Genomic DNA, 26197 nt, shown 5'->3' on the forward strand with positions numbered 1-26197 from the left:
ACAATGACCCAATATCAAAACATCCTCACCATCATTCAGGTCAGCGGCCCGGCCGAAGAGGGCATGCCGCTTCCCAAAGGCGACAGTGACCGTGTCGGCACGCCAATCATGTCGCGTCTTGCCGGTTGGTTGGGGAACGCGCAAATCGGGCCAATTTACCTGGGCTTTCTCGGGTCTTTGTCCCTTGTGTTTGGACTGATCGCATTCGAGATCATCGGTTTGAACATGCTGGCCTCTGTGGGTTGGGATCCGATCCAGTTCGTCCGGCAGCTGTTCTGGCTTGGCCTGGAACCGCCGCCAGCGGAATACGGCCTGACAATGGCACCTCTCAATGAAGGTGGCTGGTGGCAAATTGCCGGCTTCTTTCTGACAGCTTCCATCTTGTTGTGGTGGGTGCGCGTCTACCGGCGGGCACGCCAGTTGGAGCTCGGCACCCATATTGCCTGGGCATTTGCCTCAGCAATCTGGTTGTTCCTGGTGCTTGGCTTCATCCGTCCGATCCTGATGGGCGATTTTTCTGAAGCCGTCCCTTTCGGGATCTTCCCGCACCTTGACTGGACCGCAGCCTTCTCCATCCGCTACGGCAACCTTTACTACAACCCGTTCCACTGTCTCTCGATCGTCTTCCTCTATGGCTCGGTTCTGCTGTTTGCAATGCATGGCGCAACAATCCTTGCTGTCGGCAAGTATGGCGGCGAGCGGGAGCTTGAGCAGATCACCGACCGCGGGACCGCGTCCGAACGTGCAGCGCTCTTCTGGCGCTGGACCATGGGCTTCAACGCCACCATGGAATCGGTTCACCGCTGGGCGTGGTGGTTCGCCATTTTGACCCCTCTGACCGGAGGGATCGGCATCCTTCTCACAGGCACTGTCGTCGACAATTGGTACCTGTGGGGCATCGAGCACGGGATCGTGTCTCCGACACCGGACGTCTGGCCGGGTGTTGTTGATCCGGCGGCGCAATAAGGAGAAGGAAAATGCAACTTTGGATACCTTTTGCAGCCGCCGCCGGAACACTTCTCGGTATTGCGAGCTTCGTTGGAGCCGATTGGGATGCTCCACCTGTCGAGACAACCCAGATGGGATATCGCGGCACAGGCATGAATATCATCAAGGACGCTGACAAGGTGGAGGCCCTGAAAGCCCTGAATGCGGTTCCAGAACCGCTCTGGGAAGCGGACCCGGAAGGTGACCGCGCTGGTGAGATCTATGAAAACATTCAGGTCTTGGGTGATTTGTCCGATGACCAGTTCAACCTGTTCATGGCGGCCATCACGGAATGGATCGCACCGGAAGAAGGCTGCGGCTATTGCCACAATTTGGAGAACCTTGCCTCTGACGAGGTCTACACCAAGGTCGTTTCCCGGCGCATGATCCAGATGAACCAGACCATCAACGTGGACTGGGAACCGCATGTCGGTGATGTGGGGGTCACCTGTTACACCTGCCACCGCGGCCAGGCTGTTCCCGCCTACTACTGGTATGACGATCAGGAGCCCAAACCGGCCAGTGCGTCCGGCCGGGGCGGACAGAACGTTGTCGGTCAGTTTGTCGGCAACACATCCATGCCGCAAAATGCGTTGGCAGAGTATCTGCTGGGCGACAAGGAAATCCGCGTACACTCCCTGACCGCTTTGCCTGACCCTGCAAATCCAAACCCTGCGGGAACGAAGGAAACGGAAAGCACCTGGGCCTTGATGATGCACATGTCAGAGGGTCTTGGCGTCAACTGCGTGACTTGTCACAACTCCCGGGCCTTTAACGACTGGGATCAGAGCCCGCCGCAACGGGTTACCGCCTGGCACGGCATTCAAATGACACGGGCCCTCAACAACGACTACATGGTCGGATTGACCCCAGTCTTCCCGGACAACCGTAAGGGACCGGAAGGCGATGTCTTCAAGATCGGTTGTTCGACCTGCCACCAAGGCGTTCAAAAACCGCTCTACGGCGTTTCCATGCTTCAAAACTACGTAGACGCTCTGGATAAGAAAGGACCGACTGCGGTACCTGACTATTCGAAATACGTCCCCGGCGAGACCCAGACCATGGCGCCGGACGGACCGACCAACTCCTCCGCCCTCCCGGCGAAAACGACGGTTGCTGCCACTCAGCAATGAGCGCGGCATCCGCCGAGGACACTTTGGGAGCTCTCGGGCTCCCAATTTTTTTGCTTTTTTGCTCGGAAATGCAGCTCTGAGTGACCATTTTGGAGTTCGGTGATTGGAGCAAGTCGCGTTGAGCAGGACCCGGTTTTCGCTGCCCGATATCGAAATTTTCAACGCAAAATCCGGGGACCATCGTGTTCGATAAAACGCGACATACACTAGACAGCGGACTTCGAAACCCGCAACACTGTCACAGAGGCCCTCACGCCGTTTGGTTCACTTGTAAATGTAGAAACCGGTCAGAGGCCAAAGTCCGCGGCCGGGAAGGCCGGAGTCCCGCGCCAAACTAGCGCGATTCACGCAGCCATTGAATTCCGTGTTGGCTCTGTAGGAGTTTGATTTGCGGGAAGTTCAAGCTGCTGCTTGGAACTTCAGCCCCGGAAAGCGACCTAGATAAATTCGGAACCAGGGTGTGAAGGTATTCGGATTTTCCAGGACTTCACGATGAAGGTCCGCCGCGGTAACCCACCGCACGTCTTCCACCTCGTCCGGATTGGGCGCCACGATGAGCTTATTGCGATCCACTTGTGCACTAAAGAGCGTGACGCGCTCGTGCTCTTTCAGGCCCTCACCGACGCTGGCTTCGTATTCAACCGTTTGATGCCGCGTCAGTGGCAGCGTGAAGCCGAGCTCGTCCATCAGCCGGCGCTCTGCGCAGGTTTCAACGCTCTCATCCCAATGGGGATGACTGCAACATGTGTTCGCCCATTGGCCGCCACAATGATACTTCCCGGCAGCGCGCTTCTGGATGAGCAGATGATCGCCGTCGAAAACAAAGACAGACACAGCCAGATGCAACACGCCATCAATATGGGCTTGCAGTTTCTCGACCGGATAAAATGATCCGTCCGGTGCGACAGCAGGAATTATCAAGGGCTTGTTCATTGGTGTACGGGCTCTCTGCCCCTTCTTAGATCCAGACAGGGTCTTCTTGCTTTCGCCTTGATCAGGCCACCGCTCTTGCCAAAGCACACTGTGACCACAAGGAGCACAGCGCCTCTGACAGATGCCGGATATCAGCCTCGGTATGGAGAGGCGTCGGTGTGATCCGCAACCGCTCCGTTCCAACCGGCACGGTCGGATAATTGATCGGTTGCACATATATGCCGAAATCGGTCAGGAGAACATCAGAAATCCATTTGCACTTCGACGCATTTCCAACCATGACGGGCACGATGTGGCTTGGGTTCTCCATATGCGGAATGCCTCTGGCATTGAGTGCTGCCCGCACTTTCGCAACATTGGCCTTGTGTGCATCCCGCTCGACCGAACTCTCTTTCAAGTACTGGATCGAAGCTGTTGCGCCAGCGGCCAGCGCCGGCGGCAAGGCTGTCGTGAAGATGAAGCCCGATGCAAATGAACGGACGAAGTCCACAAGCACTTCCGGACCGGTGATGTAGCCCCCCATGACGCCAAACGCCTTGCCAAGGGTTCCTTCAATTACCGTCAGCCGGTCCATAAGACCTTCCCGTTCGGCCACACCGCCGCCACGCGGTCCATACATTCCAACGGCATGAACTTCATCGAGGTATGTGATTGCTCCAAACCGGTCAGCGACATCACAGATCGCCTCGATCGGCGCAATATCGCCATCCATGGAGTAGACGCTCTCAAAAGCAACCAGCTTCGGCGCGTTCGGGTCATCGGCCGCCATCAATTCGGCCAGGTGCTCCGGATCATTGTGCCGGAAGAGCCGCTTTGTGCATCTGGAATGGCGAATCCCCTCGATCATGGACGCGTGATTGAGGGCATCGGAGTAGACGATTATTCCAGGGATCTTCGCCAAGAGCGTGCCGAGCGCCGCCCAGTTGGACACATATCCAGATGTGAAAATTAGTGCCGCTTCCTTGTCATGCAGATCAGCGAGCTCACGCTCCAGCATCACATGATAATGGTTGGTGCCGGAAATATTGCGGGTACCCCCCGCGCCTGCCCCGCACTTTTGAATGATCTCAGTCATCCGATCAGTGACAACAGGGTTCTGCCCCATGCCCAGATAGTCGTTGGAGCACCAGACCGTCACTTCACTTGTCTCACCGGCATCGTCATAAAACGTTGCCTTGGGGAAGGCGTTGCAATGGCGCTCCAGCTCGGCAAAGACCCGATAATTGCCAGCCTCGTGCAAGTCGGAGAGAGCGGTCTCCATAGTTTTCAAGATGTCCATCGCTTCGTCCTCTCCTAAAGGTATTCCAATTATCGCGTTTCCAAGCCGCGTTTCGTGCCGACGCCGACAGGTGCAAACTCATGTCCTGGTGGGTTTGAGCGGGGGTCGCGCGCCCCTTTGGGAACCGCCCAGCGCCAAAGTGCCATGTCCGAGACCGGCAGAACGAGAATTAGGTGTTCGATGATTGCGAGCGCCATAAAAGCGGCGAGCAAAATGTGACCTACGACGGAGTACGCGCTGTGCGCATTCATCGCTCCAGCCACCAGGACCGCAAACAACCCGACCGCGATCGCCAGCAGAAGCGGGAAAAAGGGGGTCGTCCGTCCAGTATTAAAGTAGGTCTTCAGGTGCACGATCCCCGGGGGCATCAGGCCGCTGATTGCATGGCGCGCGCCCAGGAAAATCAGCAGCTTCGCCGAGATCCGCATCCCCCATAAGAGCCCAAAAGTGGCAAGGCCGAAGGTGTTGGGGGCGCCTGCCAGGACAAACCAGAGAAACACGGCCGTAACAAGCAGCGCGATCTCGTGATCACACACGGCTTTCCAGGCAGCGACAAACCGGGCAGCGCCTTTCGCATCGGGCGGGCACTCCTGTTTGCTTCGGCCGGTCACCATCCCGGTCAAAAACGTCGTTTCATGCCAGGCCCAGACCAGCAGTGCGCCAAAGAACCCGGCGTAGGATCCAAGCGGGGTCTGCATCTCGCTGCCCTTTAGGAGCAACAGAAAACCGGCAACACCGACCAGTGTCACCAGCGGCAAAAGCTGCCAGGGACCGAGTTTCTTCCGGATTGACCAATGGACCATCAACAAGACAAGCCCGGTCGATAGCCACCAAACGCCAGTGGCAATCAGAACGGTTATGACCGGGTTTGCGAGCCACATGAGCGTTGGCCTACCAGACCGGCTGCAGGCGCGAGGTCTCCGGCAAAGTATTTTTCTTTGTCGGGATCATGTACATCCGCACGAAGTTCAGCCCTGCGGCTGCCCCCCACCACGCTCTTCCCAGCTGGCCAAAGAGGCCGCCTTTTTCGGTTGCAGCCTGCATCTTGCGGCTAATCCGCTCCATGCGCCGGAAACCTTCCAGAAGCTTGGGATTATCGAGATCAAGTTCGAGCGGGAAACACTGGCGGGAGATTTCAGACGTTAAGCGGAACACCCGCATGTCGTAGTCTTCTATGTTGATCCCAAGTGCCTTGTGAAACGCAGGACGCATGTGATCGCGCACATACATCGTGGCAAAGACGGCCAGCAAGAAGAACTTGATCCAGAGCTTGTTGCGCCCTTCAAGCAAGCGCTTGTCCGACCGGATGATCAGGGAGAACGCTTCGCCATGTGAAAACTCGTCGTTGCACCATTCCTTGAACCACTTGAAGATCGGATGGAACCGGTGTTCTGGATGCTTCTCCAGATGGCGATAGATTGTGATGTACCGGGCGTAGCCGATCTTCTCTGACAGGTAGGTCGCGTAGTAGATGAATTTGGGCTTGAAGTAGGTGTATTTCTTCGCCTTGGCGAGGAACCCCATGTTCACACCGATGCCGAAGTCCTTAAGCGCATCATTGATGAACCCGGCATGGCGGGATTCATCCCGGCTCATGAAGCCGAAGAGCTCGCAGATTTCCTGGTTCTTGCCGCGCCGTTTCATTTCCTTGTAAAGCACGCAGCCGGAGAACTCTGAGGTCAGGGACGAAACGAGGAAATCGATCAGCTCTTCACGCAAATCATCCGGCAGAGCATCAAGATCAATATCCTCCCACGCTTCGCTGCGCTTGAAGTGGCCCCGGTTGGGGTCGGAGCGCATTTGCGAAATCAAGACGTCCCACTCTTCCCGGACGGGCTCGACATTGATCTTGTCCATTTCGTCGAAGTCGGTGGTGTAGAACCGCGGTGTCAACATCGTGGAGACCAAGGCACTCTTGGTCGTATCGTTGACGGCGGCCCGGCGCTTTTCAAGGGTCGGTTCATTGGAGGCCAAATCGGCTGGCGATACGGTCTTGTTCATGACAACGCCCTTTCCGTGAAGCTGAATTCACACAGTTCCATCATTTCAAAATCACCGGTCGCGCGGGTCCAGGCGCGTTCCAGCGGCCCGGCCCGGCGGATGGTCGCCTCGCGCCGAAACCTCTGACTTTCCCCGTAAGGGATCGACACGGGAGCACCATGGACAAAGACTTCATCGCCCGGATGCACCACCACGCCATTGTCAAAGCGCAGATGGGCACCGAGTTGATCAAAGGTGTTGTTGATCTCCACCGTGCAGCTGACGGTTTCCTTCCGGCTCATGAGATTGAAAATCGCGTTCATTGGCGCGCTCCTTCCCGGGTTTCAAGCAGGGCTGCAAAGGCCGCTGCATTATCTTTTCCAAAGGCTTCCAAATAGATGCGTTCGCCGAGTGCGGTGTCAGACAGACTGACCGCGCCGGTCTCCCATTGAATGAGCCTGTAAGGTGCTGCGGCCGGAACTTTCGCCACCATCCGCATGCGTTCGAAAGCCCGCAGCGAGCCGCGTACGAACCCCCCGGCGTCCTTTTCAAAGGCTGAGATCACAACGCCGCTTCGCGCGTCTGTAACCGTGACGATATCGGCAGCGTCCCGCGTAATCAGGATATCCCGGATCGCAACCGGTGCGCCGGTTTGGTGCTTGATGACGCCAATGCCGGTCGTCTGGCCGAAAACGACCGCAGCGACAGCAAAACTCAGAAGCAAGGCGGTCCCGATCAGGATCCTGCGCGGAAACTGTTTGCCGCGCCGGCCCTTGCGGTCCGAGAAATATCCGAGATGGGAAACCGAAGGCATCGCTGGCTCCTACTCCGCAGCTTCTACAGATGCAGGAACTGCACCCTGCGGTGAGGTGTCATTGTGAGCCAGACGCGAGTGACCAGAAGTTACAGCTGCATTCTGACTGATTGCGAGGGCAAGGATGTCAGCCACTTTCTTCGCATCGCTCAAGCAGATCAGGCTCGGCTCGACATTCGCAAACCGCCATCCACGAACATGCGGCCATTGCACCAACCAGGAAATCTGGTGTCCCGGCAGGACCTGGATCGCAACATGTCCCGCACCACCCGGGAGTTCGGCCATTGAGATTGCGGCCAGCTGTTTGAAAGGCAGATTGAGCGTCATGGAAAACGCGACACCAAAACGGATGACAACGCGCTGCGTTGTGATGGTGTAAAGCGTCGTCTTGTGGACAGCCCAGGCAAACAACTCCAGCATGCCGATCAGGATCGCGGCCAAGGCGGTCAATACGGCGACCGAGAAGACGATGCCAGCCAATGGGCGGCCATCATAGAGACCGCCAATCACCGCCCATGCTGCCAGGATCAGAAAGTAGCCGGTAATCCAGCGGTTCTTGAGGAGATGGCGGGCAAGAAGGCGTGTCGAAGGCCGCCCCTGCCACAGCATTTTTTCGCCGTCCGGTAAATATTCAGGCAATCCGGGAACCGGTTCCATCTCATGTTCCCGAGCGACAAACTGTTTCACAGCAAGGCCTCCCGACGATCTTTCGAGGCATAGAGGAGACCGGCGCCGAAGTAGGCCGCAATCTTGTCCTCTTCCAGCAAGGTGACCGTGCCCGGTTTCGCATGTGCCGGGACATCAGCAAATTGCTCGGATGTGATCGCGTGGACATAGAGGTAAGGCTTGTTTCCGCGTCCCCGCTTGATGACGACAAAATTGTTCGGCAGAAGCACCGGTTTCTCAGCGCCCTCAATCTCAACTTCGTAGTAGCGGATCAGAAATTCTGCCCGATCAACCCAGACGTCCTTGACGGTTCCTGCAGAACTGCTGTCACAGCCCACAACCGAAAGGCCAATTGGATCGAGTTCACCGTCGGCGATCGCAAATCCTGCCGCCTCACGCATCGGGACAATCCGGGCGTCGCCATGAGCGGTCAGATCCGGCGTATCAGCGCGCTCGGCCCATGAACCCGGCCCAACGCCCGCGAGCAGCGGGTTGCCTTCCGGCTCCATCGGATATCCAGGTGCAGGAGAAACCCGTTTGGCGTTCAAGGGGCGGTCGTCGCGCTTTAGATCGGGAACCTGAACGGTCCCATGTCCGTGCGGCAGGACGAATGTCTTCTTGTCTGGCACAAACAGCCAAGGGTCCTTGTTGAACCTGCCTGTGACATCATCTTCAAGCGGATAGCCTTCGCGCCGGTCTTCCTGCCGGATGTACCAGATCAACCCGGCGAAAAAGACCCAAAAGACATAGAGCACCACCTGGGCGACATCCATGCTGCTGCCGACGATAGAACCGGTCATGGTCATTCCTCCTTAACTAACGCCGATCCGGGGTCACCCGGGCAATTCGGCGAGGCCAAAGCGCACGTTGTCTCCGCGTTCTTGACGGTATTGGTGCCCAGCCAGGGGACCAAGAACGGCGAGACAGATGAAAAGAAGCGCGATTTCAATATGATAGACAGCCAGATACCCGGCGGCCTCGTTGTTCATTGCAGATCCGAGCAGCCCGTCCAGTGCAAGAATGTTGACACCATTCTTGATCAGGCCGCCGAGCAACAGGCTCACGCCGATGGCGGTTGCCTGAACCGCTCCCCAGGCGCCGACCAGAATGCCGCTGTCAGCGCGTTTCGAAATGCCCATGGCTGCCAGCATTGTGCAGACGGCAAAGAGACCACCGCCGAGCCCAACACCGGCCGCGCCGGCGTAGAACAGCATGTCGGTCTCGAGCGGCGATGCAAAAACAACAGCGGAAAAGGCGGCAATGCCAATCAGAAGGCCGCGGGCGGCAACCCGATACATATGGGCACCGCGATTGAGGCTGTGTGCTGCCCAGGCAAAACCTGCCATCGTGCCTGCAGCCCAAAGCGCCGTCAGCAGCGTGGTTTGCCCGACCGTCATGCCAAGGATTTCGCCACCATAAGGCTCCAGCAGGATGTCCTGCATGGAAAACGCAGCAGACCCGATCGCGACAGCAATCAACAGGCGAACGGTGCCCGGCTCGCGCCGATAGTCGGCCAAGGCCTCAAAGAACCCGGCAACTTTCCTATCGCGGGACGTTCGGGCCGGGTTGCGGGCTTCCTGCTTCCAGGCGGAAATCACGTTGAGCGCCAGGGTCAGAAGCGCAGTGCTCTGGATCACCTGGATGAGCCGTTTCGGCGAAAAGTCGGCGAGGAAAAGGCTGTAAAAGATCGAGGCGGCAATCATGCCCGCCAGCAACATTACATAGAGCAGCGCAACAACACGGGGCCGCTTGTCTTGCGGAACCAGATCGGTTGCGAGCGCAAGGCCTGCCGTTTGCGACATGTGCAGACCAAAGCCGGCAAAGAGAAAGGCAAGACCAGCCAGCACGGTCCCTGCCCAGGCCGGTCCAACGCTTTGGGATTCAAGGAGCAAAAGCGCGAAGGGCATGAAGGCCAGCCCGCCGAACTGCAAGATCGTTCCAAACCAGAGGTAGGGAACACGCCGCCAGCCGAGCACCGACTTGTAGGTATCTGAACGATACCCGAAGAAAAGCCTCAACGGCGCTGCCAGAACCGGGATTGCCACCACAGCAGACACCAATGCAACGGATACTCCGAGCTCGACGATCAGAACCCGGTTGAGCGTTCCGGTTAATAGAACAAGCACACAGCCCGCAGACACCTGGAACAGCGCGAGGCGAAGAAGACGTGACAGCGGCACGTCCTTTGTTGCCGCGTCCGCAAACGGCATGAAGTGGACCCCGGCGGTCTGCCAGAACCCGATCATCCTGTCTGATGCGGACTTGAACATCATGGCCGGATCACCTCCATGGCCTGGGAGGTGTAAAAGCCGACTGAAATCCGGTGCGTTCGACCGCTTGTCCAACCGGCCATATGCGGTTGATGCACGAGTTGATCCACCAAACGTTCCGGGTTGGCCGGATAGATAGCCGGGGCCCGATCCGCCCGCGGGAATGCCTTGCCGATCATCAACATGGCTTTCAGCAGGTGCGAGCTCGGAGCAAGCGTAAACAAAAGGCTTTTGCTGGTGCGCTCAGCGAACTGCTCCAGAACCTTCTTGGCGTCCTCGGGGGCGTAATGAATGAGGACGTCCATCGCAAAGACCGCATCGAACTGTCCCAAATGCGGATCCAGCATATCCCCGCTCTTGAAGGTTACAGTTCCGTGCGGGTGACCGTTGAGGTGCCTCATTTGTTCGGCTGCTCGCTGGCGGGCAAAGGAAATCATTTGTGCCGACAGATCGATGCCAACCACGTTCGCCCCACGGGCGACCAGTTCCATGGACAACACGCCAGAACCGCAGCCGGCGTCGAGAATGCGCCAACCGGTGAGATCCTGTGGAAGCCAGCTTGCCAGGGTTGACCGCATGTCTTCACGGCCCTGACGCACGGTTGCCCGGATGCCGCTTACCGGCTGATCGCCGGTCAGCTTTTTCCAGGCATCAAGCGCCGTGCGATCGAAGTAATGTTCGATCTCGCCAATCCGCTGTGTGTAGCTGGCCCGTGTCATATCCGGTTCAAACCTTCTTATTCAAAGCCGAGAAATTCAAAGATTTCCCGGTCTTTCATGGGTTCAGCCTGAAGTGCCTCTGTCCCCGCCCAAAGTTGCTCAGCGAGCTGGAGGTACTCGTTCTGTATGGCTGCGATTTCAGGACTGTCGCCCATTTCAAAGAGCGTGCTTTTTTTGAGGCGGCTCAAGCGAACGTGATCGGAGTCCGGCACGTGGGCGAGGCGCTTCAGTCCAACACTGTCATTGTAACGGTCGATCTGGTCTGTTTCGCGGGACCGGTTGGCGATGACACCGCCGAGGCGCACTTCGTAGTTTTTCGCCTTCGCCTTGATTGCGGCGACGATCCGGTTCATCGCGAAGATGGAATCGAAGTCGTTGGCCGCGACAACAACCGCCCTTTCGGCATGTTGAAGTGGAGAGGCAAAACCACCGCAAACGACGTCTCCAAGGACATCAAAGATCACCACATCTGTGTCATCCAGTAGGTGATGTTCCTTCAAGAGCTTGACGGTTTGACCGACCACATACCCGCCGCAGCCGGTTCCAGCTGGCGGCCCACCGGCCTCGATGCACTGCACGCCGTTGAACCCCTCGACCATATAGTCTTCCGGACGCAATTCTTCGGTGTGGAAATCGACCTGTTCCAGGATGTCGATCACGGTCGGGATCAGGCTTTTTGTCAGCGTAAAGGTGCTGTCGTGTTTCGGATCGCAGCCGATCTGCAAAACCCGCTTGCCGATCTTGGAGAAAGCCACGGACAGATTGGACGAGGTGGTCGACTTGCCAATGCCGCCCTTGCCGTAAATCGCAAAAACCTTGGCGCCGTCGATTTCCATAGTCGGATCAAGATGAACCTGGACACTGCCGTCTCCATCCGCGCGCTCCCGGAGTTTCTGAGCGGTTTTCGCCTCTTGTGCGGCTGTTTTCGGATGGGTGTAGATGTTCATTCGGCTGCCTCCGTTGCCAGGCCTTCCAGCCGGTCTTCCAGTTCTTCACCCGCCCGGCGCAGAGCCTCGAGCGTTTCTTCGTCCGGTTGCCAGTAGTCGCGTTCGTGCGCTTCAATGAGCCTTGCTGCGACCCGCGCCGCGGAGGCCGGATTGAGATCGGCGAGCCGACGGCGCATCGCCTCGTCAAGCACGTAGGTTTCAGTGATTTTCTGATAGACCCAGGGGTCAACGCCGCCGGTTGTTGCCGACCAGCCAAAGGTGTTTGTGACATTGGCTTCGATGTGCCGCACACCCTCATAGCCGTGCTGGAGCATGCCCTCGTACCATTTCGGATTGAGGGTCCGGGTCCGGGTTTCCAAAGCAACCTGCTCGTCGATGGAGCGAACCTTGCCTTCACCTTGGGTCTGATCGGAAATGTAAACGGGGAGTTCCGCGCCGCCCTTGGCCTTTGAGACGGCTTTTGAAAGCCCGCCAAGCGTGTCGAAATAATGCTCAATCGTGGTGACGCCGATTTCGACCGATTCCAGGTTTTGATAGGCCATGTCGACATCTGCCAAAACAGAATCGAGAAGTTCGGTCTGACGGCTGGTCTTGCCCTTGCGGCTTATCGCAAAGCTTTTCCGGTTCGTGTAGGTCTCCGCGATTTCCTCGTCATCGGTCCAGGCCGATGAGGCAATCAACATGTTGACGTTCGACCCGTAGGTGCCATCGGCATTGGAAAAGACGCGATAGGCCGCCTCTTCCAGATCGCAGCCATTGGCCTCGCAATAGGCAAGTGCATGTTTGCGTATGAAATTCTGCTCGACCGGCTCTTCGGCAGTGGCCGCAAGATAACTTGCTTCAGCCAGCATGCTCGCCTGGATCGGCAAGAGATCGCGGAAAATGCCGGACAGGGTCATCACGGCATCGATACGTGGCCGGTTCAGTTCTTCAAGCGGGATCAACTCTGCCCCGCAGACCCGGTTGTAGAAGTCCAGCCGCGGCCGCGCGCCCATGAGCGCCATGGCCTGCGCCAGCGGTGCACCACCGGTTTTCAGATTGTCTGTGCCCCACAAAACGATCGCAACGGTCTCTGGCAGTTTGCCATCGGTCTCCAAATACCGTTCCAGAATGAGGGCTGCCTGGCGGGCACCATCTTCAAGCGCGAACTTGCTTGGGATACCAAACGGATCAAAGCCGTGAATGTTCCGGCCAGTTGGCAGGAGATCCGGCGTGCGTAACAAATCGCCAGATGGGGCTGGCGGTAGGAAGCGCGCATCAAGTGCCTGTACCAGGCCGTCAAGTTCCCGATTTTCTGATAAGTCCTGATCGATCTGGACGAGTTTTTGGACAACAGACTTTGCCTCTTCGTCGAGGGTGTCCGATGCCGCAGCCAGGGCATCGCGATCTCGATTGGCAATGACCTGACACAGCTCCGGGTCGGCGATAAAGCCTGAGTCTGTCTCGACACTCAGAGCCATCTTCGCGAGCATTTCTGAGCGCTCGGTCGTATCCATACCGCGTCCCGCAATGTGCAGGCCGTGGGGGATCAGCGCGTATTCGGTTTCGGTGATGGCCGCGACGAGATGCTGAATAAATTGGTCTTCGGATAGCTCCGCCGTTTTGCCCGTGAGATCGAGTTCGTCGGCTTGAACGCGGATCACGTCCAAAAGACGTTCGCGCTCGCCTCTGGCCTCAGGCGCCATGGAGCGATACTGGTCAAGGCTGGTTTTTAGGCTGTTCAGGCCCTTGTAGAGACCGGCTTCCGTGATTGATGGGGTGAGGTAGGACACAAGCGTTGCCGCAGACCGGCGTTTGGCAATCGAGCCTTCGGACGGATTGTTGGCCGCGTAGAAATAGAAGTTCGGCAAGGCGCCCAGCAACCGATCCGGCCAGCAGGAGCCGGACAGTCCGGTATGTTTGCCCGGCATGAATTCCAGCGCGCCATGCGTTCCAAAGTGCAGAACGGCATCAGCGGCGAATGTTTCGCGGAGATACGTGTAATACGCGGCAAAGGCATGGTTCGGAGCAAACCCGCCTTCAAACAGGAGCCGCATCGGGTCGCCCTCGTAGCCGAAGGACGGCTGAATGGCGATGAGTAGATTGCCGAACTGGCGGCCGAGAATATGAATCCCGCGGCCGTTGCTCAAAATGCGTCCCGGAGCCGGTCCCCATTGGGTTTCGATCTCGCTCAGGAACTTTTCCTGGCGGACATGATCATCTGCAGACACTGTCGCATGGACGTTGGCCTCGGTGCCAAATCGGTCCGAGTTGCCCTTGAGGATCATGTTCTGAAGCGTCTCAACATCGGCAGGCACATCGACATCATAGCCTTCCGCTTTCAAGCGCTTCATCGTTTCCAGAAGGCTTTCAAAAACGGAGAGGAAGGCTGCTGTTCCGATGTTGCCGCCGTTGGGCGGGTAATTGAACAAGGTGGCTGCGATCTTGCGGTCTGACCGTGGGGTCTGGCGCAGCTTGGTCATTGCCGCGATCCGGTCGGCAAGCAGACCAACACGTTCATCATCCGGCCGCATGCAAGACCGGCCAGACGGGCATGCTCCAAGCTGGCGGGCGCAAATGCAGCTCTTGCCATTGGCGTCCGATCCGCTGCGGCCACCGATCACCATGGATCCGACGGCACCATCCAGCTCGGGGATGGCAACCATCAAGGTGGTTTCAATCGGCGTAAGCCCTTGCGTTGAAGCCTGCCATCCCTCGCGGCTCTGGAATTCGGTCACGCAGGCTGACAGATAAGGAACGTCAAGCTTTTGAAGGGTTTCCGCGGCCGCAGTTGCATCGCTGTACGCCGGACCACCGACAAGCGAGAAGCCGGTCAACGAACACAGCGCGTCGACCGTTGGCATGCCATTGGCATCCGTCATGTAGGTTTCGATCGCAGACCGCATATCGAGGCCGGAACAGAACACCGGAACAACATTCAGACCGCGCGCCTCCAGCGCCGAGATGGCCCCGTCATAATGACCGGTGTCACCGGACAGAATGTAAGTTCGCAGAAGCAGGAGCCCGACCGTGCCGTTCGCCCCTTTGATAGTTGCAAGATCGCTCTTTTGGGTCGTAATCCGCGGCTCGGTGCGCGGGTGGTAGAGCCCCATATCCGGGTAGTCACTCGGTGGTTTCGCCGCCACCGCCGAGCGCAACGATTTCCGTTCGCCGGCGGCATATTTGCCGACCAGCAGGCGGACCATGTTGGCGATGTTCTCGTCCGACGCCGCGATCCGGTACTGCAGGGTCAGGAAATAGTTGCGCACATCCTGGGCGGTGCCCGGGATATACTTCAAAAGCTTGGGCAACCGGCGGAGCATCGCCATCTGGCGCTCGCCGGCCGTTTTGCCGGTCTCCTTGCCACTGTTGGAGCTGCTGCCGCGCAGTTTCTTCAAAAGCGCCAGCGGCCCTTTTTGCTCACCGCTCATGCGGAAGCGGCCCATGGCCGTATACTTCATGATCGTGCCAGCAGACATGCAGCAGACCATGGTGTCACACTCAAGGTGCCGTTCTTCCAGAACGTCTGCGATCGCCTTGACGTGTTCTTCGACGAAGATCATCGAAACAACGATGATGTCGCCTGCCCGGATGGCGTCACGGCAGCGGGCCAGCTTGTCCGGATTGTCCGCCCAGTCGGTTGCCGCATGCACCGTGAAGGTCAGACCCGGCATCTCTGTTTGCAAAGCCCTGCGCGCATCATCGACGGCGGCTGCGACATGATTGTCGAGCGTAACAAAGACCACCCGGATCGGGAGGTCGTTATCGGGCGAAGTGCGCTTTCGCATCGTATAACGTCTCCACGGTTATCGGGTGAATGCCGTTGTCAGCGGCAAAGCTCTCGGTGTTGCGCCGTGCCTTGCCGCGCACAAAAAACGGGACTTTCTTGAGTTCCTTTTCTGCTTCATCTGTCCAGAGCGTTGCGCTGGCTGGCAAGGTGATCTGGTCTTCTGATACCGGCGCTGCTGGGCCTGTTTGCTGGTTTGAGGCAGCTTCAGGACTGTGGGCATGCAGATGCGAGGCCGTCGCCCCGTCATTAAATTCAAAGTCGTCGCGGAACATGGACAGCAAATGCTCTTCCAGCCCCATCATTAGCGGGTGAACCCAGCTGTCGAAGATGACATTGGCACCCTCAAAGCCCATCTGCGGCGAATACCGCGCCGGGAAATCCTGGACATGGACCGGCGATGAAATGACAGCACAGGGAACACGCAGCCGCTTGGCAATGTGGCGTTCCATCTGGGTGCCGAGCACCAACTCCGGGCGTGCTTCTATGATGGCATCTTCAACGACCAAATGATCATCGGTGATCAGCGGCTCAACGCCGTACTCCTTGGCTGCAGCCCGCACATCGCGCGCAAACTCGCGCATGTAGGTTCCAAGACCGCAGACTTCGAAGCCAAGTTCGTTCGCGGCAATTCGGGCTGCGGCAATTGCATGCGTCGCATCGCCGAAGATGAACACCCGTTTGCCGGTCAGGTAGGTGCTATCGATAGACCGGGAGTACCAAGTGAGACGGTCCTTGTTTTCTGACGATGACAGGACCGGTTCAAGACCGGCTAAAGCCCGTGCCTCGGTGACAAATCTGCGAGTTTCGGACACGCCGATCGGCACCGTAGACATGTACGGCATCTCGTACGCCTTTTTTAGCCAGCGGGCAGCGGTATCGGCGATTTCCGGGTAAAGCACGATATTGAAGGCAGCCTCTGGCAGTCTGGCCAGATCTTCCGGACTTGCACCGAGCGGGGCGACCACCCTGACATTCAGACCGTTTTCTTCCAGCAACGCTTTGATCTCGCGGACATCGTCCCGGTTCCGGAACCCCAGGGATGTCGGGCCCAATATGTTACAGGTGTTGGCTGGAATGGTCTCAGGCCGCTGCCGATTGGACGCGCACGCCCGCACCAGCTGATAAAACGTTTCCGCCGCGCCCCAGGTTTCTTTCTTCTGGTAAGACGGCAGTTCAAGCGGCACGACCGGGATATCGAGATCAAGTGTCTTGGCAAGGCCGCCTGGATCGTCCTGAAGGAGTTCTGCGGTACACGATGCCCCAACCAGCAAGGCACGCGGCTTGAACCGGTCGACCGCATCGTGACAGGCCGTCTTGAAAATGTCGGCGGTTGACGCGCCGAGATCGCGCGCCTGAAACGTTGTGTAGGTTACAGGTGGCCGGCTGTCCCGCCGCTCAATCATCGTGAACAGGAGATCGGCATAGGTATCGCCCTGAGGCGCGTGCAGAACGTAATGCACATCCTTCATCGAAGCGGCGACCCGCATGGCGCCCACATGAGGCGGTCCTTCATAGGTCCACATGCTCAGCTGCATGGCGCGCCCTCCTCAAATCCGAGACCGGATTTCAAAACGGACTGGCGCCGCAGCGGGCGCACGAAGAGTTCTGCAAGATCGCCTGCCTGCTCGTAGCCCTGGATCGGTGTGAAGGCGAATTCGATCGACCACTTGGTCAGACGGCCTCCCGCTTCAAATGGATTGGCAAGACCCATACCGCAGACAATCAGATCGGGATCCGCCTCACGGGCGCGATCAATTTGAAGATCAACATCCTGACCTTCCGAGATCGCGGTGCCCGGCGGGAGCAGTGCAAGTTCGCCTGCTGCATGTTCCCGGTGAAGATAGGGGCTTCCGACCTCGATTATCTCCGCTCCCGTTTCGCTGTGAAGGAAACGCGCCAGCGAAGGCTCGAGCTGAGAATCTGGGAAGAAGAACATCCTGCGTCCTTCAAGCCAGGGCAAATAGGATTGAAGCGCGGCTTTGGCGCGCTTGCGCGGCGCGGCTGTTGCTGCTTCGAACCGGTCCTCCGGTACACCAAAAGTGCCGGCGATCGCCTTAAACCAGGCCGTTGTCCCCTCTTCACCGAGCGGGAAGATGGAATTAATGCGTTCAGCGCCGCGGGATTCCAGAGCTGCGGCTGTCGCCCCCAGATAGGGCTGAGCCAGAATGAACCGGGTTCCCGGACCGATTGACGGCATTGCCGCGCTTGAACGGCCGGGCAGAAACTGAACACCCTCAATGCCAAGGTCTTCAAACAGGCGCGCGAACTGATCTTCAACAACATCGGGAAGACACCCGGCGACAATCAGTTTGGTTTCGTTTTGCGGACTTGAGGCTGGCGCTTCGTTCACAAGCGCGGTGAGGAAATTGTCTTCACCCTGGGTGAAAGTCGTCTCGATGCCACTGCCCGAATAACAGAGCACACGGTGTTTAGGTGCGTGAACCCGGTTCAACCGCTCAGCAGCCTTGGACAAATCGAACTTGATGACTTCAGACGGGCAAGACCCGACCAGGACCAGCATTTTGATGTCCGGCCGGCGCGCGAGCAGCTTGTCGACCACGCCATCGAGCTCATCATGCATGTCCGCCATGCCGGCAAGATCCCGCTCTTCCATGATCGCGGTCGCAAAGCGCGGCTCTGAGAAGATCATGACCCCAGCCGCCGATTGCATCAGATGCGCACAAGTGCGGGATCCAACGATCAGAAAGAAGGCATCCTGGACCTTCCGGTGCAGCCAGATGATGGAGGTCAGGCCACAAAAGACTTCATGCTGTCCCCGCTCCCGGATTGTCGGCCCTGTCCCGCATCCTGCAGAAAACGTCTGGTTCATTGAGAACCTCCCGCGATCTGCAAATCGCTAACGCCGGCGGACCGGACGCCACTTTCAAGACCGGTCTTGCGGGCCGTCTGATCCAGCCGGGCGAGCCGCAGTTTCCAGACGAATTGTCCGGCATTGACCACATATGTTGCATAGGCTGCCAAGGCCAAAGCCATCAGCTGATTGGCAGTCAGAGCCTCGGTGAAAAGAGCTGCGAGATAGGCCGTGTGCAAGGCCAGAACCAACATGGAAAAGACGTCTTCCCAGAAGAACGGACGGGCGAACAAGTAACACCCGAACACCTCTTTCTCCCAGATCGATCCAGTGATCATGATCGCGTAGAGCGTAAGCGTCTTGATCACGACGGAGAGCTCGGCAGCGCCCTGCATCTCGCCTGAGATCAAAAAAACAACGATAAGTGCAAGGCTGATCAGAAAGACGACAAACTGAACGGGTGCCAGAACGCCTTGGACCAGTGTCCAAACGGTTTCATCACGGCGGCGTCTTTCTTCCTCGGTGTAAAGAAAACCGGGTTTTATCGAATTCCTGTTTCCACTCACGGACATTCAACCCTCCCCCCGAACCCGACATTGGGTTCAGCAGATGAGTGAGGGTAACGCCGCAACTGCAAAAGTGTCAACTTTGATTGACGTATATTTTTGTTTACATCACGTCACGTGAGAGTCATGCTAAGCAGGCTCAAGGTGCAAATAAAAGCAACAATTGCGCACGCCGGAGCATGACCCCTTTCCGTAAGGCCAGGGAGGCCGACCGCGAAGTGAGGATGAACGGCACAACAGAATTGCCCGTTGAAACCGCGGACGCCCGCCGGACAGAGCCTGCCGACGGCAATATTTTTGTTTCTGATCAGGCAAATATGGTAAAGAAATCCCGGCTTAACAGCGGCGAACAAGCAACGCTCCGCAACCTCATCCAAGGACCAGTAGCAGCAATGGCCGCAGAGCAATTATCTGGCCTGCTGGATGCAGGTCTTGAAACCGACATCCGCTACAAATCTGTTATTGCAGAAATGTACGAACGTATCCTGGCACCAGATGCCCGCATACAGGATCATCTTGCCTTTCTGGACGAGGAAGTCCGCTCCAGGTTCAGATCAAATGGCAACCCGGCAGCACTTCCGCCCACCGCAATGAAAGTCATGCTTTTAGAAGCGGTTGCGCGCGAACTGGGCAAGAACTGGAGCTGCGATGCCGCCAGCTTCATCGATGTCACGATCGCTTCAGCCCGGCTGCAAGCCATTGCTCAAGCTCTCACGACTGAAGCTGCGCGGGACCGTTCTGGATCGAAGGCCCCGTTCGCCGTCATCTTTCTGCCCGTTGATGAACAACACAGCCTGATGTCCTACCTCACTGGCGCCCTTTTTCAGGCACTCGGATGGCAGCAACAGGTTGTTCCGAACGAATCACTGAGTGAATTTGAGTTCGCCAAAGTGATTACCCGGGCCGATGTTGCCTGTGTCGCATGGAGCACCACGTATCTTAAAAGCAACGCAATCCAACTGATTAACGACATCAAATTGTATTCCAGCCACAAAACACCACCCATAATTGCAGGCGGAGCCGCCGCACTTGACTTTATTGAGCCCCTTGTAGAAATGGGCGTCGATTGTATTTGCGATAGCGCGCTTTCAGCGGTAAAAATCGCTGAGAGTTTCTACAATTTGGAAAAAATCAATCACTTTGCCGCGCAGGAAGGCCGCGATGCAAAAAGAAGAAAAAGCAGCATCGATCGGCATTCCCAATGACCTCTCCCTCGACACATGGCGCGCTGCAAGATATCGGGGTTGGGACTGATTTGCTTGATTTGCTGGGCGCAGACGCCTTAACAGCCTTGATCGGATTGGGTGCCGATATCGTTGCATTGGTCGACGACAAAGGTGTCGTAAATCGCGGCCATTACCGCAACTCCGATCTGGATGCGTATGGTTTGTCGGCCATCGTCGGCAAGCCCTTGCGCGACTGCGTAACCGTGGAATCCGTTCCGAAAATTGACGCCCTCCTGGCCCCGGCAAAAAAACGGCCCGCCCGTGGCTATCAGGTCAACCACAGCGCCAGCGGCCTTCCCGACCTTCCGGTCGCCTACACGGCCAGCAGGACTGACGACTTTCCCTTCACCATTGTTGTCGGACACGAAATGCGGCAGCAGATGCTGGACCAGCAGCGATTGGTGGAAGCGCAGATCGCAATGGAGGCCGACTACCGCGAACTCCGGCAGGCCGAAGCGCGGTACCGGACAGTCTTCAAAATGTCCGAAACAGCCCATGTCGTGCTGGACGGTGAAAAAAGAACAATTCTGGAAGCCAATACGGCAGCTGTATCTCTCTTGATCGGCGCTTCCGGCAATCTAACCGGAAAGGCGATGCGGGACCTCTTTAAGAAAGAGGACCGGGAACGTCTTGCAGATGCGATTGGCGAAGCCCGCCATAGCGGTGAACCAGTCCAGCTTGCCAACCTTCACAGCAGCGCAGGAAGTACGTTCGACGCAAAACTGCGCGCCTACCGGGAACACGGCACCACAAACTTGGTCATTACCTTGGAGAACTCCCAGGAAACGGACAGGGGTGATGCAAAACGCTCCAGCGATCATCTCAATGGCGTTCGCGTTGATCTGGAACTTCTGCCCGAAGCCGCGTTGACGATTGATGGCGAAGGCACGGTTTTATCAGCGAATACACTGTTTCTGGACCGTGTTCATGCACCGACCCTCAATCAAGTGGTCGGACGCAATGTGTCAAACTGGCTCGGCAAATCCACTGTCGAATTAAGTGTTCTCTTCACCCGCGTCCGGGACGAAAAGACCCTCAGCGGGTTCTCTTCTGTTCTGACCGATACGCTCGGGGAGGGTCAGGATGTCAGCCTCTCCGCCCATTACAACAAAGAGACCGAAACCACACAGCTGCTGGTTATTCCTCAAGCGGCCAGCGCCGGTAAAATGACCTTGCCGCCACCCGCGACACCAGATCAGGCCGAAGGATTTGCGAGCCTCGTTGGCAAAGTGCCGTTAAAAGAGCTGATCCGCGAGTCACTGGACGTTGTTGAGCGGATCTGCATTGAAGCCGCCCTTGACCAGACCAACAACAACCGCGCCAGCGCGGCCGAGATCCTGGGCCTCTCACGTCAAAGCCTCTACATCAAACTGCGCCGGCACGGGCTCGAAAACTACCGTCCCGGCAGTTAGAGCTTTCCAGCACCCGTCAACTCTCATTTACAGTTACACTTTATAGCCGCGCAATGTGTCAATTTTAATTGACACTTTTTAGGGCGACGCCTAGCATGTTTGGCATGGAACTCACCCGCCAAACACCACAGGCCAACTGGCCCATGCCCGGCGCGATCGTCGCTTTGCTCAAGCCGATCACCTGGTTTCCGCCGATGTGGGCCTATGCGTGCGGTGCGATCTCCACAGGTCACGGGATGGATGGGCGGTTAGGGTTCATCGTGCTCGGCGTCCTCTTGGCCGGCCCGCTTTTGTGCGGCACCAGCCAGGCCGTGAACGACTGGTTCGATAGACATGTTGATGCGATCAACGAACCGGACCGGGTGATCCCGTCCGGCCGGATGCCGGGACACTGGGGTCTTTATATCTCTATCATCATGTCGGCGCTCTCGCTTGTTGTCGCCGGGCTGATGGGCTCGTTCATTTTTGCAGCAGCGCTTCTCGGTCTTGCCTTTGCCTGGGCGTACAGCGCGCCGCCCTTCCGCTTCAAGCAAAACGGCTGGCTGGGCAATGGCGTTGTCGGCTTTAGTTACGAAACCCTGCCTTGGCTGACAGCAGCGACCGCCATGACTGGCCTTGTGCCGGAAACACCAATCTGGATCGTGGCCTTGCTCTATGGCCTTGGTGCCCATGGTATTCTAACGCTGAACGATTTCAAGGCGATTGCAGGCGACAAGGAAATGGGCATCCGGACCCTTCCCGTTCTGCATGGGGAACGATCGGCAGCCCTCATCGCCTGCGCCGTCATGACCGTGGCTCAGGCAGGCGTTGTCCTGACACTCTGGATTCTCGGACTGCCGGTCTATGCCTTGGCAATACTTATTGTTCTGCTGCTTCAGATGGTGTGCATGGTTCGCTTTGCCCGCAATCCCGTGCGATTTGCGGTCTGGTACTCGGCCATAGGTGTCGGGCTCTACGTCACAGGAATGATGATCACGGCATTTGGCCTGCGCACTCTGGTGCCAACCATCTCTTAGGCTTTTTTTAAAAGGGAGATCCCCATGTTCGGTCGGGGAGACGCCAATCAGCAAAACTCCACAGCTGTCAAAGGACTGAGCTGGATCTCGATTTTGCGTCTTGGACTAGTACAGGCGTCACTGGGCGCCATCGTGGTTCTCACCAACTCTACGCTGAATAGAGTCATGATCGTCGAGCTCGCCCTGGCAGCCGTCATTCCTGGCTTGCTCGTCGGGCTTCACTACGGCGTGCAGATCTCCAGACCCTTGTGGGGGCACCGGTCGGATATCGGAAACTCGCGAACCCAGTGGATCTTGGGTGGCTTGGCGCTTCTCGCCGTAAGTGGGACAGCAGCCGCGGCAACAACGTTCCTTTTTGAGATCAACTTTGCGGCTGGCTTGGCAGCCGCGGTTCTCGCCTACGCGCTCATCGGGGTCGGGATTGGGGCAAGCGGCACATCGCTACTCACGTTGATTGCAACCAAAACGGCACCGGAACGCCGGGCATCGGCAGCCACGATCACCTGGATGCTGATGATTGCCGGCATCGTGGTGACTTCAATTGTCACCGGCATCAACCTTGAGCCCTATTCGCATCTACGGCTTGTTACTGTTACCGCCCTCACCGGTGTTGCCGTTCTGGTTCTGTCGGCCGTCGCAGTTGCCGGAATTGAGCGCAAACCGACCATGGTGGGCGAGACTGGCCGCGAGAAACCGGGCAGTTTCCGCGAAAGTGTCCGTGAAGTCTGGAGCGATCCGGAAGCGCGCCTTTTGACCGTGTTCATCTTCCTGTCGATGCTGGCCTATTCCACACAAGACCTGATCCTGGAACCGTTTGCCGGCTTGTTGTTCGGGATGTCTCCGGGCGAGACAACAAAGCTGTCCGGAACTCAGCACGGCGGTATTTTTGCAGGCATGGCACTTGTCGGGATCGCCGGGTGGCTGTTTTCAAAGCGCAAGCCCGGCCTGATGAAGATGTTCATCGTTACCGGCTGTGTCGGCTCAGGCTTGGCGCTCGCCTGCCTCGCGGTCTCGGCATCCTTTGCACCGGCCTGGCCGCTTGAGGCCAACATTTTCGTACTTGGTTTCATGAATGGCGCGTTCGCCGTTGCGGCCATTGGCACCATGATGATCCTCGCTGGCGCCGGAAAAAAAGCCAACGAAGGCATGCGGATGGGCGTTTGGGGCGCGGCTCAGGCCATCTCTTTCGGCCTTGGAGGACTGGCCGGAACGATCGCACTGACCCTCGGGCGATGGGCAACGGCCGAGGACAGCACCGCTTTTGCAATCGTCTTTTCAATGGAAGCCGTCTTGTTCCTCATGTCCGCGGCCATCGCGATGCGGATCGGCGGCGGTCAAGTTGCCAAACCTCGTTTGCCCGTACACCGGGAACCATCGGCAGTGCCCGCCGAATAGGCGCAAAACCTCACACCAGGGAGCCTGCAATGAAATCGAATTTTGATGTTGCTGTCATTGGAGGCGGTCCTTGTGGTGCGATCGCTGCGGAGCGCTTGGCGCGATCCGGTCATTCTGTTGTTCTGGTCGACCCGGACAACAAGATCAAACCCTGTGGTGGGGCAATCCCGTCCCGCGCCCTGAAAGACTTCGAAATCTCTGAAGACTTGCTGGTTGCCCGGGCCAATGCGGCACGTGTCATTGCCCCGTCGGGGAATGCGGTGGAAATGCGCATTGGCGATATTGGATTTGTCGGCATGGTCGACCGGGAAACCTTTGATCCATATTTGCGCACCCGGGCTGAACAGGCGGGTGCCCGTTTTATCCGGGGCAAGCTGGCTGGCATGGACACAGCGTCGAATGGAAGCCTGGACCTGAAAGTGGACGGGACCGATCCAGAGAACCCGGGAACAACGGAACACCTCAATGCGCGCATGGTAATTGGTGCCGATGGCGCAAATTCCGCTGTCAGGCGGTTGATGTTCCCAGCGAAAAAGAAGCCGCCTTACGTTTTTGCCTATCATGAGATCGTGGAAAGCCCGGAGGCTCCGGACCCAGACGCCTTCCAGCGCGACCGCTGCGATGTTGTCTATGATGGCCGGATTTCTCCGGACTTCTATGGCTGGGTCTTCCCGCATGGGGGACAAACGTCAGTCGGCTGCGGCTCTGCGGTCAAGGGGCATAACCTCAGGGATGCCACCTCCGACTTGCGCGACCGTGCCGGGTTAACCGGACAACGGACCGTCCGGCGCGAAGGGGCTCCGCTGCCCCTCAAACCAATGCGGCGTTGGGACAACGGACAGAATGTCCTTCTTGCCGGCGATGCCGCAGGCACCGTTGCCCCATCGTCTGGCGAAGGCATCTACTACGCTATGCTGTGCGGCAACCTGAGTGCAGATGCCGTTGCTGAGTGCCTTGCGACCGGCCAAGCCTCCGCTTTGCGCCAAGCCCGGCGCCGGTTCATGGCGGAACATGGCCGTATCTTTTTCATTCTCGGCATCATGCAGGCGGTCTGGTACCGCAGTGACGGTTTGCGGGAGCGGTTTGTGACGATGTGCGCCGACCCGGACGTCCAGCGCCTGACCTGGGAATCTTATCTCAACAAGCGGTTGGTCCGCCGCGATCCGCTGGGCCATATCCGGGTGTTCTTCAAAGATCTGGCACAACTTGCAGGCCTGCCGGCCAGCCAGAAATGAACCTTCTTTTGACGTGGCTGCAGTCCGGATGGTTGCCGTTCGGCGCGGTTCTATTTCTTTGGATAGAGTTCGCGGTTCTTTGCAGGTTTTCGAACGCACCTGGCGAGCGATTCAAGTTGTTGCTCGCCAATGTCCTTGCCGGAAGCTGCCTGATGGCCGCGCTCGGATTTGCCCTGCGCGGCGATGCCCTGTTTCTTGTGCTGTCGTTTCTAAGCCTCGCACTGATCGCCCACATATGGGACCTGATCACGCGATTGCGTGTTTAGACTTCCGGGTTCAGCTGCTGGACGGCTCGATTGAGCAATCCGGCAGTTGTCACCCAGGCAAGATAAGGCACGAAAAGCAGCGCTGCGATCGGTGAAACAGGCCACGCAGTGACAACAAACCCTGCAATTGCCAACCAAAGAAGACCGACATCAACAAGCGCCAGATCCATGCGCCGCAGTCCAAAGAACAACCAGGACCAGGCCGCATTGAGCACGATCTGCAAGGCCCAGAATACGATCGGCAACGACCAACCAACCTTGGACCAGACACTCCAGCCAGCATAGGCGATCATGATGTAAAGAAGTGTCCAGACCACCGGGAAAGCCCAGTTTGGCGGTGTCCAGCTTGGCTTTTGCAGCTCCTCGTACCACGGTCCTGGTTTGAACACGGCACCGCTGGCTGCAGCCAAAATAACGACGCCAATAAAAACTGCGATGGCCATCAAAGGCTCCGTTCCGGGGGATTAGACCCTGCAATACATAGAAACGCGGGTTCCGCAATGAAGAACTGCGGAGCATTTGCGAACAGTCACACTGGATTAAAGGGCACCAGGCAGGAAAACAAGCCCACCGCCGCTTTGCTCATGATAGCCCGAAAACGTGCAGCGACCTGCATAAACTGTCAACTTTGACGACATATTTCCTGCCTTCATGTGTAAAAAAAAGTTTACACATCAACCAAGATCCCCGAGAATACCCTAACGACATCAATGTCTACTGGTCGTACGTGAAGCTGGTCACAGCTTGGCACCACCAGAGAGACGGAACCATG

At 57.6% G+C, this 26197-nt stretch carries 24 protein-coding genes; 8 read left to right on the forward strand and 16 right to left on the reverse strand.

The window, feature by feature from the left end; translation table 11 throughout:
* Window positions 1–3: 3 nt before the first annotated feature.
* Window positions 4–966 carry a photosynthetic reaction center subunit M gene (pufM, locus tag ACQY4Z_RS06490; RefSeq protein ID WP_209172906.1) on the forward strand — a complete coding sequence of 321 codons (963 nt, stop codon included), beginning with the start codon at window positions 4–6 and terminating at the stop codon, window positions 964–966.
* An 11-nt stretch (window positions 967–977) separates the two neighbouring features.
* Entirely contained in the window at window positions 978–2120 is a 1143-nt protein-coding gene (pufC, locus tag ACQY4Z_RS06495; protein ID WP_428527722.1) for a photosynthetic reaction center cytochrome PufC, read from the forward strand.
* Between the two features lie 399 nt (window positions 2121–2519).
* Here the strand turns inward: pufC and idi are convergent, their stop codons facing one another.
* From idi to bchF, 15 genes are all read right to left on the reverse strand, one after another.
* A complete protein-coding gene (idi, locus tag ACQY4Z_RS06500; RefSeq protein WP_209172904.1) occupies window positions 2520–3053 on the reverse strand; it encodes an isopentenyl-diphosphate delta-isomerase in 534 nt (177 codons plus the stop codon).
* Between the two features lie 61 nt (window positions 3054–3114).
* On the reverse strand, window positions 3115–4332 hold the full coding sequence (hemA, locus tag ACQY4Z_RS06505) for a 5-aminolevulinate synthase (protein ID WP_428527724.1): 1218 nt from the start codon (window positions 4330–4332) through the stop codon (window positions 3115–3117).
* A 29-nt stretch (window positions 4333–4361) separates the two neighbouring features.
* Complete coding sequence (gene puhE / locus ACQY4Z_RS06510; RefSeq protein WP_428527726.1) at window positions 4362–5213, reverse strand: putative photosynthetic complex assembly protein PuhE; 852 nt, start codon at window positions 5211–5213, stop codon at window positions 4362–4364.
* Between the two features lie 10 nt (window positions 5214–5223).
* Complete coding sequence (gene acsF / locus ACQY4Z_RS06515) at window positions 5224–6333, reverse strand: magnesium-protoporphyrin IX monomethyl ester (oxidative) cyclase (RefSeq protein WP_428527728.1); 1110 nt, start codon at window positions 6331–6333, stop codon at window positions 5224–5226.
* Window positions 6330–6635, reverse strand: coding sequence for a hypothetical protein (locus ACQY4Z_RS06520; protein WP_409689629.1), 306 nt, complete (start codon window positions 6633–6635; stop codon window positions 6330–6332). The genes acsF and ACQY4Z_RS06520 overlap by 4 nt, the downstream gene beginning before the upstream one ends.
* Entirely contained in the window at window positions 6632–7126 is a 495-nt protein-coding gene (puhC, locus tag ACQY4Z_RS06525) for a photosynthetic complex assembly protein PuhC (protein WP_428527730.1), read from the reverse strand. The genes ACQY4Z_RS06520 and puhC overlap by 4 nt, the downstream gene beginning before the upstream one ends.
* A 9-nt stretch (window positions 7127–7135) precedes the next feature.
* A complete protein-coding gene (gene puhB, locus ACQY4Z_RS06530) occupies window positions 7136–7813 on the reverse strand; it encodes a photosynthetic complex putative assembly protein PuhB (RefSeq protein WP_420338542.1) in 678 nt (225 codons plus the stop codon).
* Window positions 7810–8592 (reverse strand): photosynthetic reaction center subunit H, encoded by a 783-nt coding sequence (gene puhA, locus ACQY4Z_RS06535; RefSeq protein WP_428527733.1) that lies wholly within the window; start codon window positions 8590–8592, stop codon window positions 7810–7812. Before puhA ends, puhB begins: the two co-directional genes overlap by 4 nt.
* 33 nt (window positions 8593–8625) lie before the next feature.
* A complete protein-coding gene (locus ACQY4Z_RS06540) occupies window positions 8626–10062 on the reverse strand; it encodes a BCD family MFS transporter (protein ID WP_428529737.1) in 1437 nt (478 codons plus the stop codon).
* Window positions 10062–10781: a magnesium protoporphyrin IX methyltransferase gene (gene bchM, locus ACQY4Z_RS06545; RefSeq protein ID WP_428527735.1), complete on the reverse strand. Its 720-nt coding sequence runs from the start codon at window positions 10779–10781 to the stop codon at window positions 10062–10064. Before bchM ends, ACQY4Z_RS06540 begins: the two co-directional genes overlap by 1 nt.
* Before the next feature lie 17 nt (window positions 10782–10798).
* Entirely contained in the window at window positions 10799–11728 is a 930-nt protein-coding gene (bchL, locus tag ACQY4Z_RS06550; protein WP_008189250.1) for a ferredoxin:protochlorophyllide reductase (ATP-dependent) iron-sulfur ATP-binding protein, read from the reverse strand.
* Window positions 11725–15495, reverse strand: a complete 3771-nt coding sequence (locus tag ACQY4Z_RS06555) for a magnesium chelatase subunit H (protein ID WP_428527737.1) — start codon at window positions 15493–15495, stop codon at window positions 11725–11727. Before ACQY4Z_RS06555 ends, bchL begins: the two co-directional genes overlap by 4 nt.
* On the reverse strand, window positions 15470–17032 hold the full coding sequence (bchB, locus tag ACQY4Z_RS06560) for a ferredoxin:protochlorophyllide reductase (ATP-dependent) subunit B (RefSeq protein ID WP_306149484.1): 1563 nt from the start codon (window positions 17030–17032) through the stop codon (window positions 15470–15472). The genes ACQY4Z_RS06555 and bchB overlap by 26 nt, the downstream gene beginning before the upstream one ends.
* Window positions 17023–18327, reverse strand: coding sequence for a ferredoxin:protochlorophyllide reductase (ATP-dependent) subunit N (locus ACQY4Z_RS06565; protein ID WP_428527740.1), 1305 nt, complete (start codon window positions 18325–18327; stop codon window positions 17023–17025). The genes bchB and ACQY4Z_RS06565 overlap by 10 nt, the downstream gene beginning before the upstream one ends.
* Window positions 18324–18881 (reverse strand): 2-vinyl bacteriochlorophyllide hydratase, encoded by a 558-nt coding sequence (gene bchF / locus ACQY4Z_RS06570; protein ID WP_209177044.1) that lies wholly within the window; start codon window positions 18879–18881, stop codon window positions 18324–18326. Before bchF ends, ACQY4Z_RS06565 begins: the two co-directional genes overlap by 4 nt.
* Before the next feature lie 218 nt (window positions 18882–19099).
* On the opposite strand from bchF, the gene ACQY4Z_RS06575 reads away from it, so the two are divergent.
* From ACQY4Z_RS06575 to ACQY4Z_RS06600, 6 genes are all read left to right on the forward strand, one after another.
* Window positions 19100–20080: a cobalamin-binding protein gene (locus ACQY4Z_RS06575; RefSeq protein ID WP_428527742.1), complete on the forward strand. Its 981-nt coding sequence runs from the start codon at window positions 19100–19102 to the stop codon at window positions 20078–20080.
* Window positions 20077–21513: a transcriptional regulator PpsR gene (ppsR, locus tag ACQY4Z_RS06580; protein WP_428527744.1), complete on the forward strand. Its 1437-nt coding sequence runs from the start codon at window positions 20077–20079 to the stop codon at window positions 21511–21513. Before ACQY4Z_RS06575 ends, ppsR begins: the two co-directional genes overlap by 4 nt.
* Window positions 21514–21608: 95 nt before the next feature.
* Window positions 21609–22529, forward strand: coding sequence for a chlorophyll synthase ChlG (chlG, locus tag ACQY4Z_RS06585; RefSeq protein WP_428527746.1), 921 nt, complete (start codon window positions 21609–21611; stop codon window positions 22527–22529).
* A gap of 24 nt (window positions 22530–22553) precedes the next feature.
* On the forward strand, window positions 22554–23924 hold the full coding sequence (locus ACQY4Z_RS06590) for a BCD family MFS transporter (RefSeq protein ID WP_428527748.1): 1371 nt from the start codon (window positions 22554–22556) through the stop codon (window positions 23922–23924).
* A 29-nt stretch (window positions 23925–23953) separates the two neighbouring features.
* Complete coding sequence (locus ACQY4Z_RS06595; RefSeq protein ID WP_428527750.1) at window positions 23954–25159, forward strand: geranylgeranyl diphosphate reductase; 1206 nt, start codon at window positions 23954–23956, stop codon at window positions 25157–25159.
* Window positions 25156–25425, forward strand: coding sequence for a hypothetical protein (locus ACQY4Z_RS06600; protein ID WP_306149491.1), 270 nt, complete (start codon window positions 25156–25158; stop codon window positions 25423–25425). Before ACQY4Z_RS06595 ends, ACQY4Z_RS06600 begins: the two co-directional genes overlap by 4 nt.
* On the opposite strand, the gene ACQY4Z_RS06605 is transcribed toward ACQY4Z_RS06600, so the two are convergent.
* On the reverse strand, window positions 25422–25868 hold the full coding sequence (locus ACQY4Z_RS06605) for a TspO/MBR family protein (protein ID WP_428527753.1): 447 nt from the start codon (window positions 25866–25868) through the stop codon (window positions 25422–25424). The genes ACQY4Z_RS06600 and ACQY4Z_RS06605 overlap by 4 nt on opposite strands.
* Between the last annotated feature and the right edge of the window lie 329 nt (window positions 25869–26197).

The sequence above is a fragment of the Roseibium sp. genome, assembly GCF_965276855.1.
Taxonomy (GTDB): domain Bacteria; phylum Pseudomonadota; class Alphaproteobacteria; order Rhizobiales; family Stappiaceae; genus Roseibium.

Excerpts from the sequence above, each read along its gene's own strand:
- puhA (WP_428527733.1), bottom strand. The coding sequence starts at position 8,592 with ATGACCGGTTCTATCGTCGGCAGCAGCATGGATGTCGCCCAGGTGGTG.
- idi (WP_209172904.1), bottom strand. The coding sequence starts at position 3,053 with ATGAACAAGCCCTTGATAATTCCTGCTGTCGCACCGGACGGATCATTT.
- puhC (WP_428527730.1), bottom strand. The coding sequence starts at position 7,126 with ATGCCTTCGGTTTCCCATCTCGGATATTTCTCGGACCGCAAGGGCCGG.
- ppsR (WP_428527744.1), top strand. The coding sequence starts at position 20,077 with ATGACCTCTCCCTCGACACATGGCGCGCTGCAAGATATCGGGGTTGGG.
- bchL (WP_008189250.1), bottom strand. The coding sequence starts at position 11,728 with ATGAACATCTACACCCATCCGAAAACAGCCGCACAAGAGGCGAAAACC.
- bchB (WP_306149484.1), bottom strand. The coding sequence starts at position 17,032 with ATGCAGCTGAGCATGTGGACCTATGAAGGACCGCCTCATGTGGGCGCC.
- bchF (WP_209177044.1), bottom strand. The coding sequence starts at position 18,881 with ATGTCCGTGAGTGGAAACAGGAATTCGATAAAACCCGGTTTTCTTTAC.
- ACQY4Z_RS06565 (WP_428527740.1), bottom strand. The coding sequence starts at position 18,327 with ATGAACCAGACGTTTTCTGCAGGATGCGGGACAGGGCCGACAATCCGG.
- ACQY4Z_RS06540 (WP_428529737.1), bottom strand. The coding sequence starts at position 10,062 with ATGTTCAAGTCCGCATCAGACAGGATGATCGGGTTCTGGCAGACCGCC.
- hemA (WP_428527724.1), bottom strand. The coding sequence starts at position 4,332 with ATGGACATCTTGAAAACTATGGAGACCGCTCTCTCCGACTTGCACGAG.
- ACQY4Z_RS06605 (WP_428527753.1), bottom strand. The coding sequence starts at position 25,868 with ATGGCCATCGCAGTTTTTATTGGCGTCGTTATTTTGGCTGCAGCCAGC.
- chlG (WP_428527746.1), top strand. The coding sequence starts at position 21,609 with ATGTTTGGCATGGAACTCACCCGCCAAACACCACAGGCCAACTGGCCC.
- pufC (WP_428527722.1), top strand. The coding sequence starts at position 978 with ATGCAACTTTGGATACCTTTTGCAGCCGCCGCCGGAACACTTCTCGGT.
- ACQY4Z_RS06520 (WP_409689629.1), bottom strand. The coding sequence starts at position 6,635 with ATGAACGCGATTTTCAATCTCATGAGCCGGAAGGAAACCGTCAGCTGC.
- bchM (WP_428527735.1), bottom strand. The coding sequence starts at position 10,781 with ATGACACGGGCCAGCTACACACAGCGGATTGGCGAGATCGAACATTAC.
- acsF (WP_428527728.1), bottom strand. The coding sequence starts at position 6,333 with ATGAACAAGACCGTATCGCCAGCCGATTTGGCCTCCAATGAACCGACC.
- ACQY4Z_RS06555 (WP_428527737.1), bottom strand. The coding sequence starts at position 15,495 with ATGCGAAAGCGCACTTCGCCCGATAACGACCTCCCGATCCGGGTGGTC.
- ACQY4Z_RS06590 (WP_428527748.1), top strand. The coding sequence starts at position 22,554 with ATGTTCGGTCGGGGAGACGCCAATCAGCAAAACTCCACAGCTGTCAAA.
- ACQY4Z_RS06600 (WP_306149491.1), top strand. The coding sequence starts at position 25,156 with ATGAACCTTCTTTTGACGTGGCTGCAGTCCGGATGGTTGCCGTTCGGC.
- puhE (WP_428527726.1), bottom strand. The coding sequence starts at position 5,213 with ATGTGGCTCGCAAACCCGGTCATAACCGTTCTGATTGCCACTGGCGTT.
- ACQY4Z_RS06595 (WP_428527750.1), top strand. The coding sequence starts at position 23,954 with ATGAAATCGAATTTTGATGTTGCTGTCATTGGAGGCGGTCCTTGTGGT.
- ACQY4Z_RS06575 (WP_428527742.1), top strand. The coding sequence starts at position 19,100 with ATGAACGGCACAACAGAATTGCCCGTTGAAACCGCGGACGCCCGCCGG.
- pufM (WP_209172906.1), top strand. The coding sequence starts at position 4 with ATGACCCAATATCAAAACATCCTCACCATCATTCAGGTCAGCGGCCCG.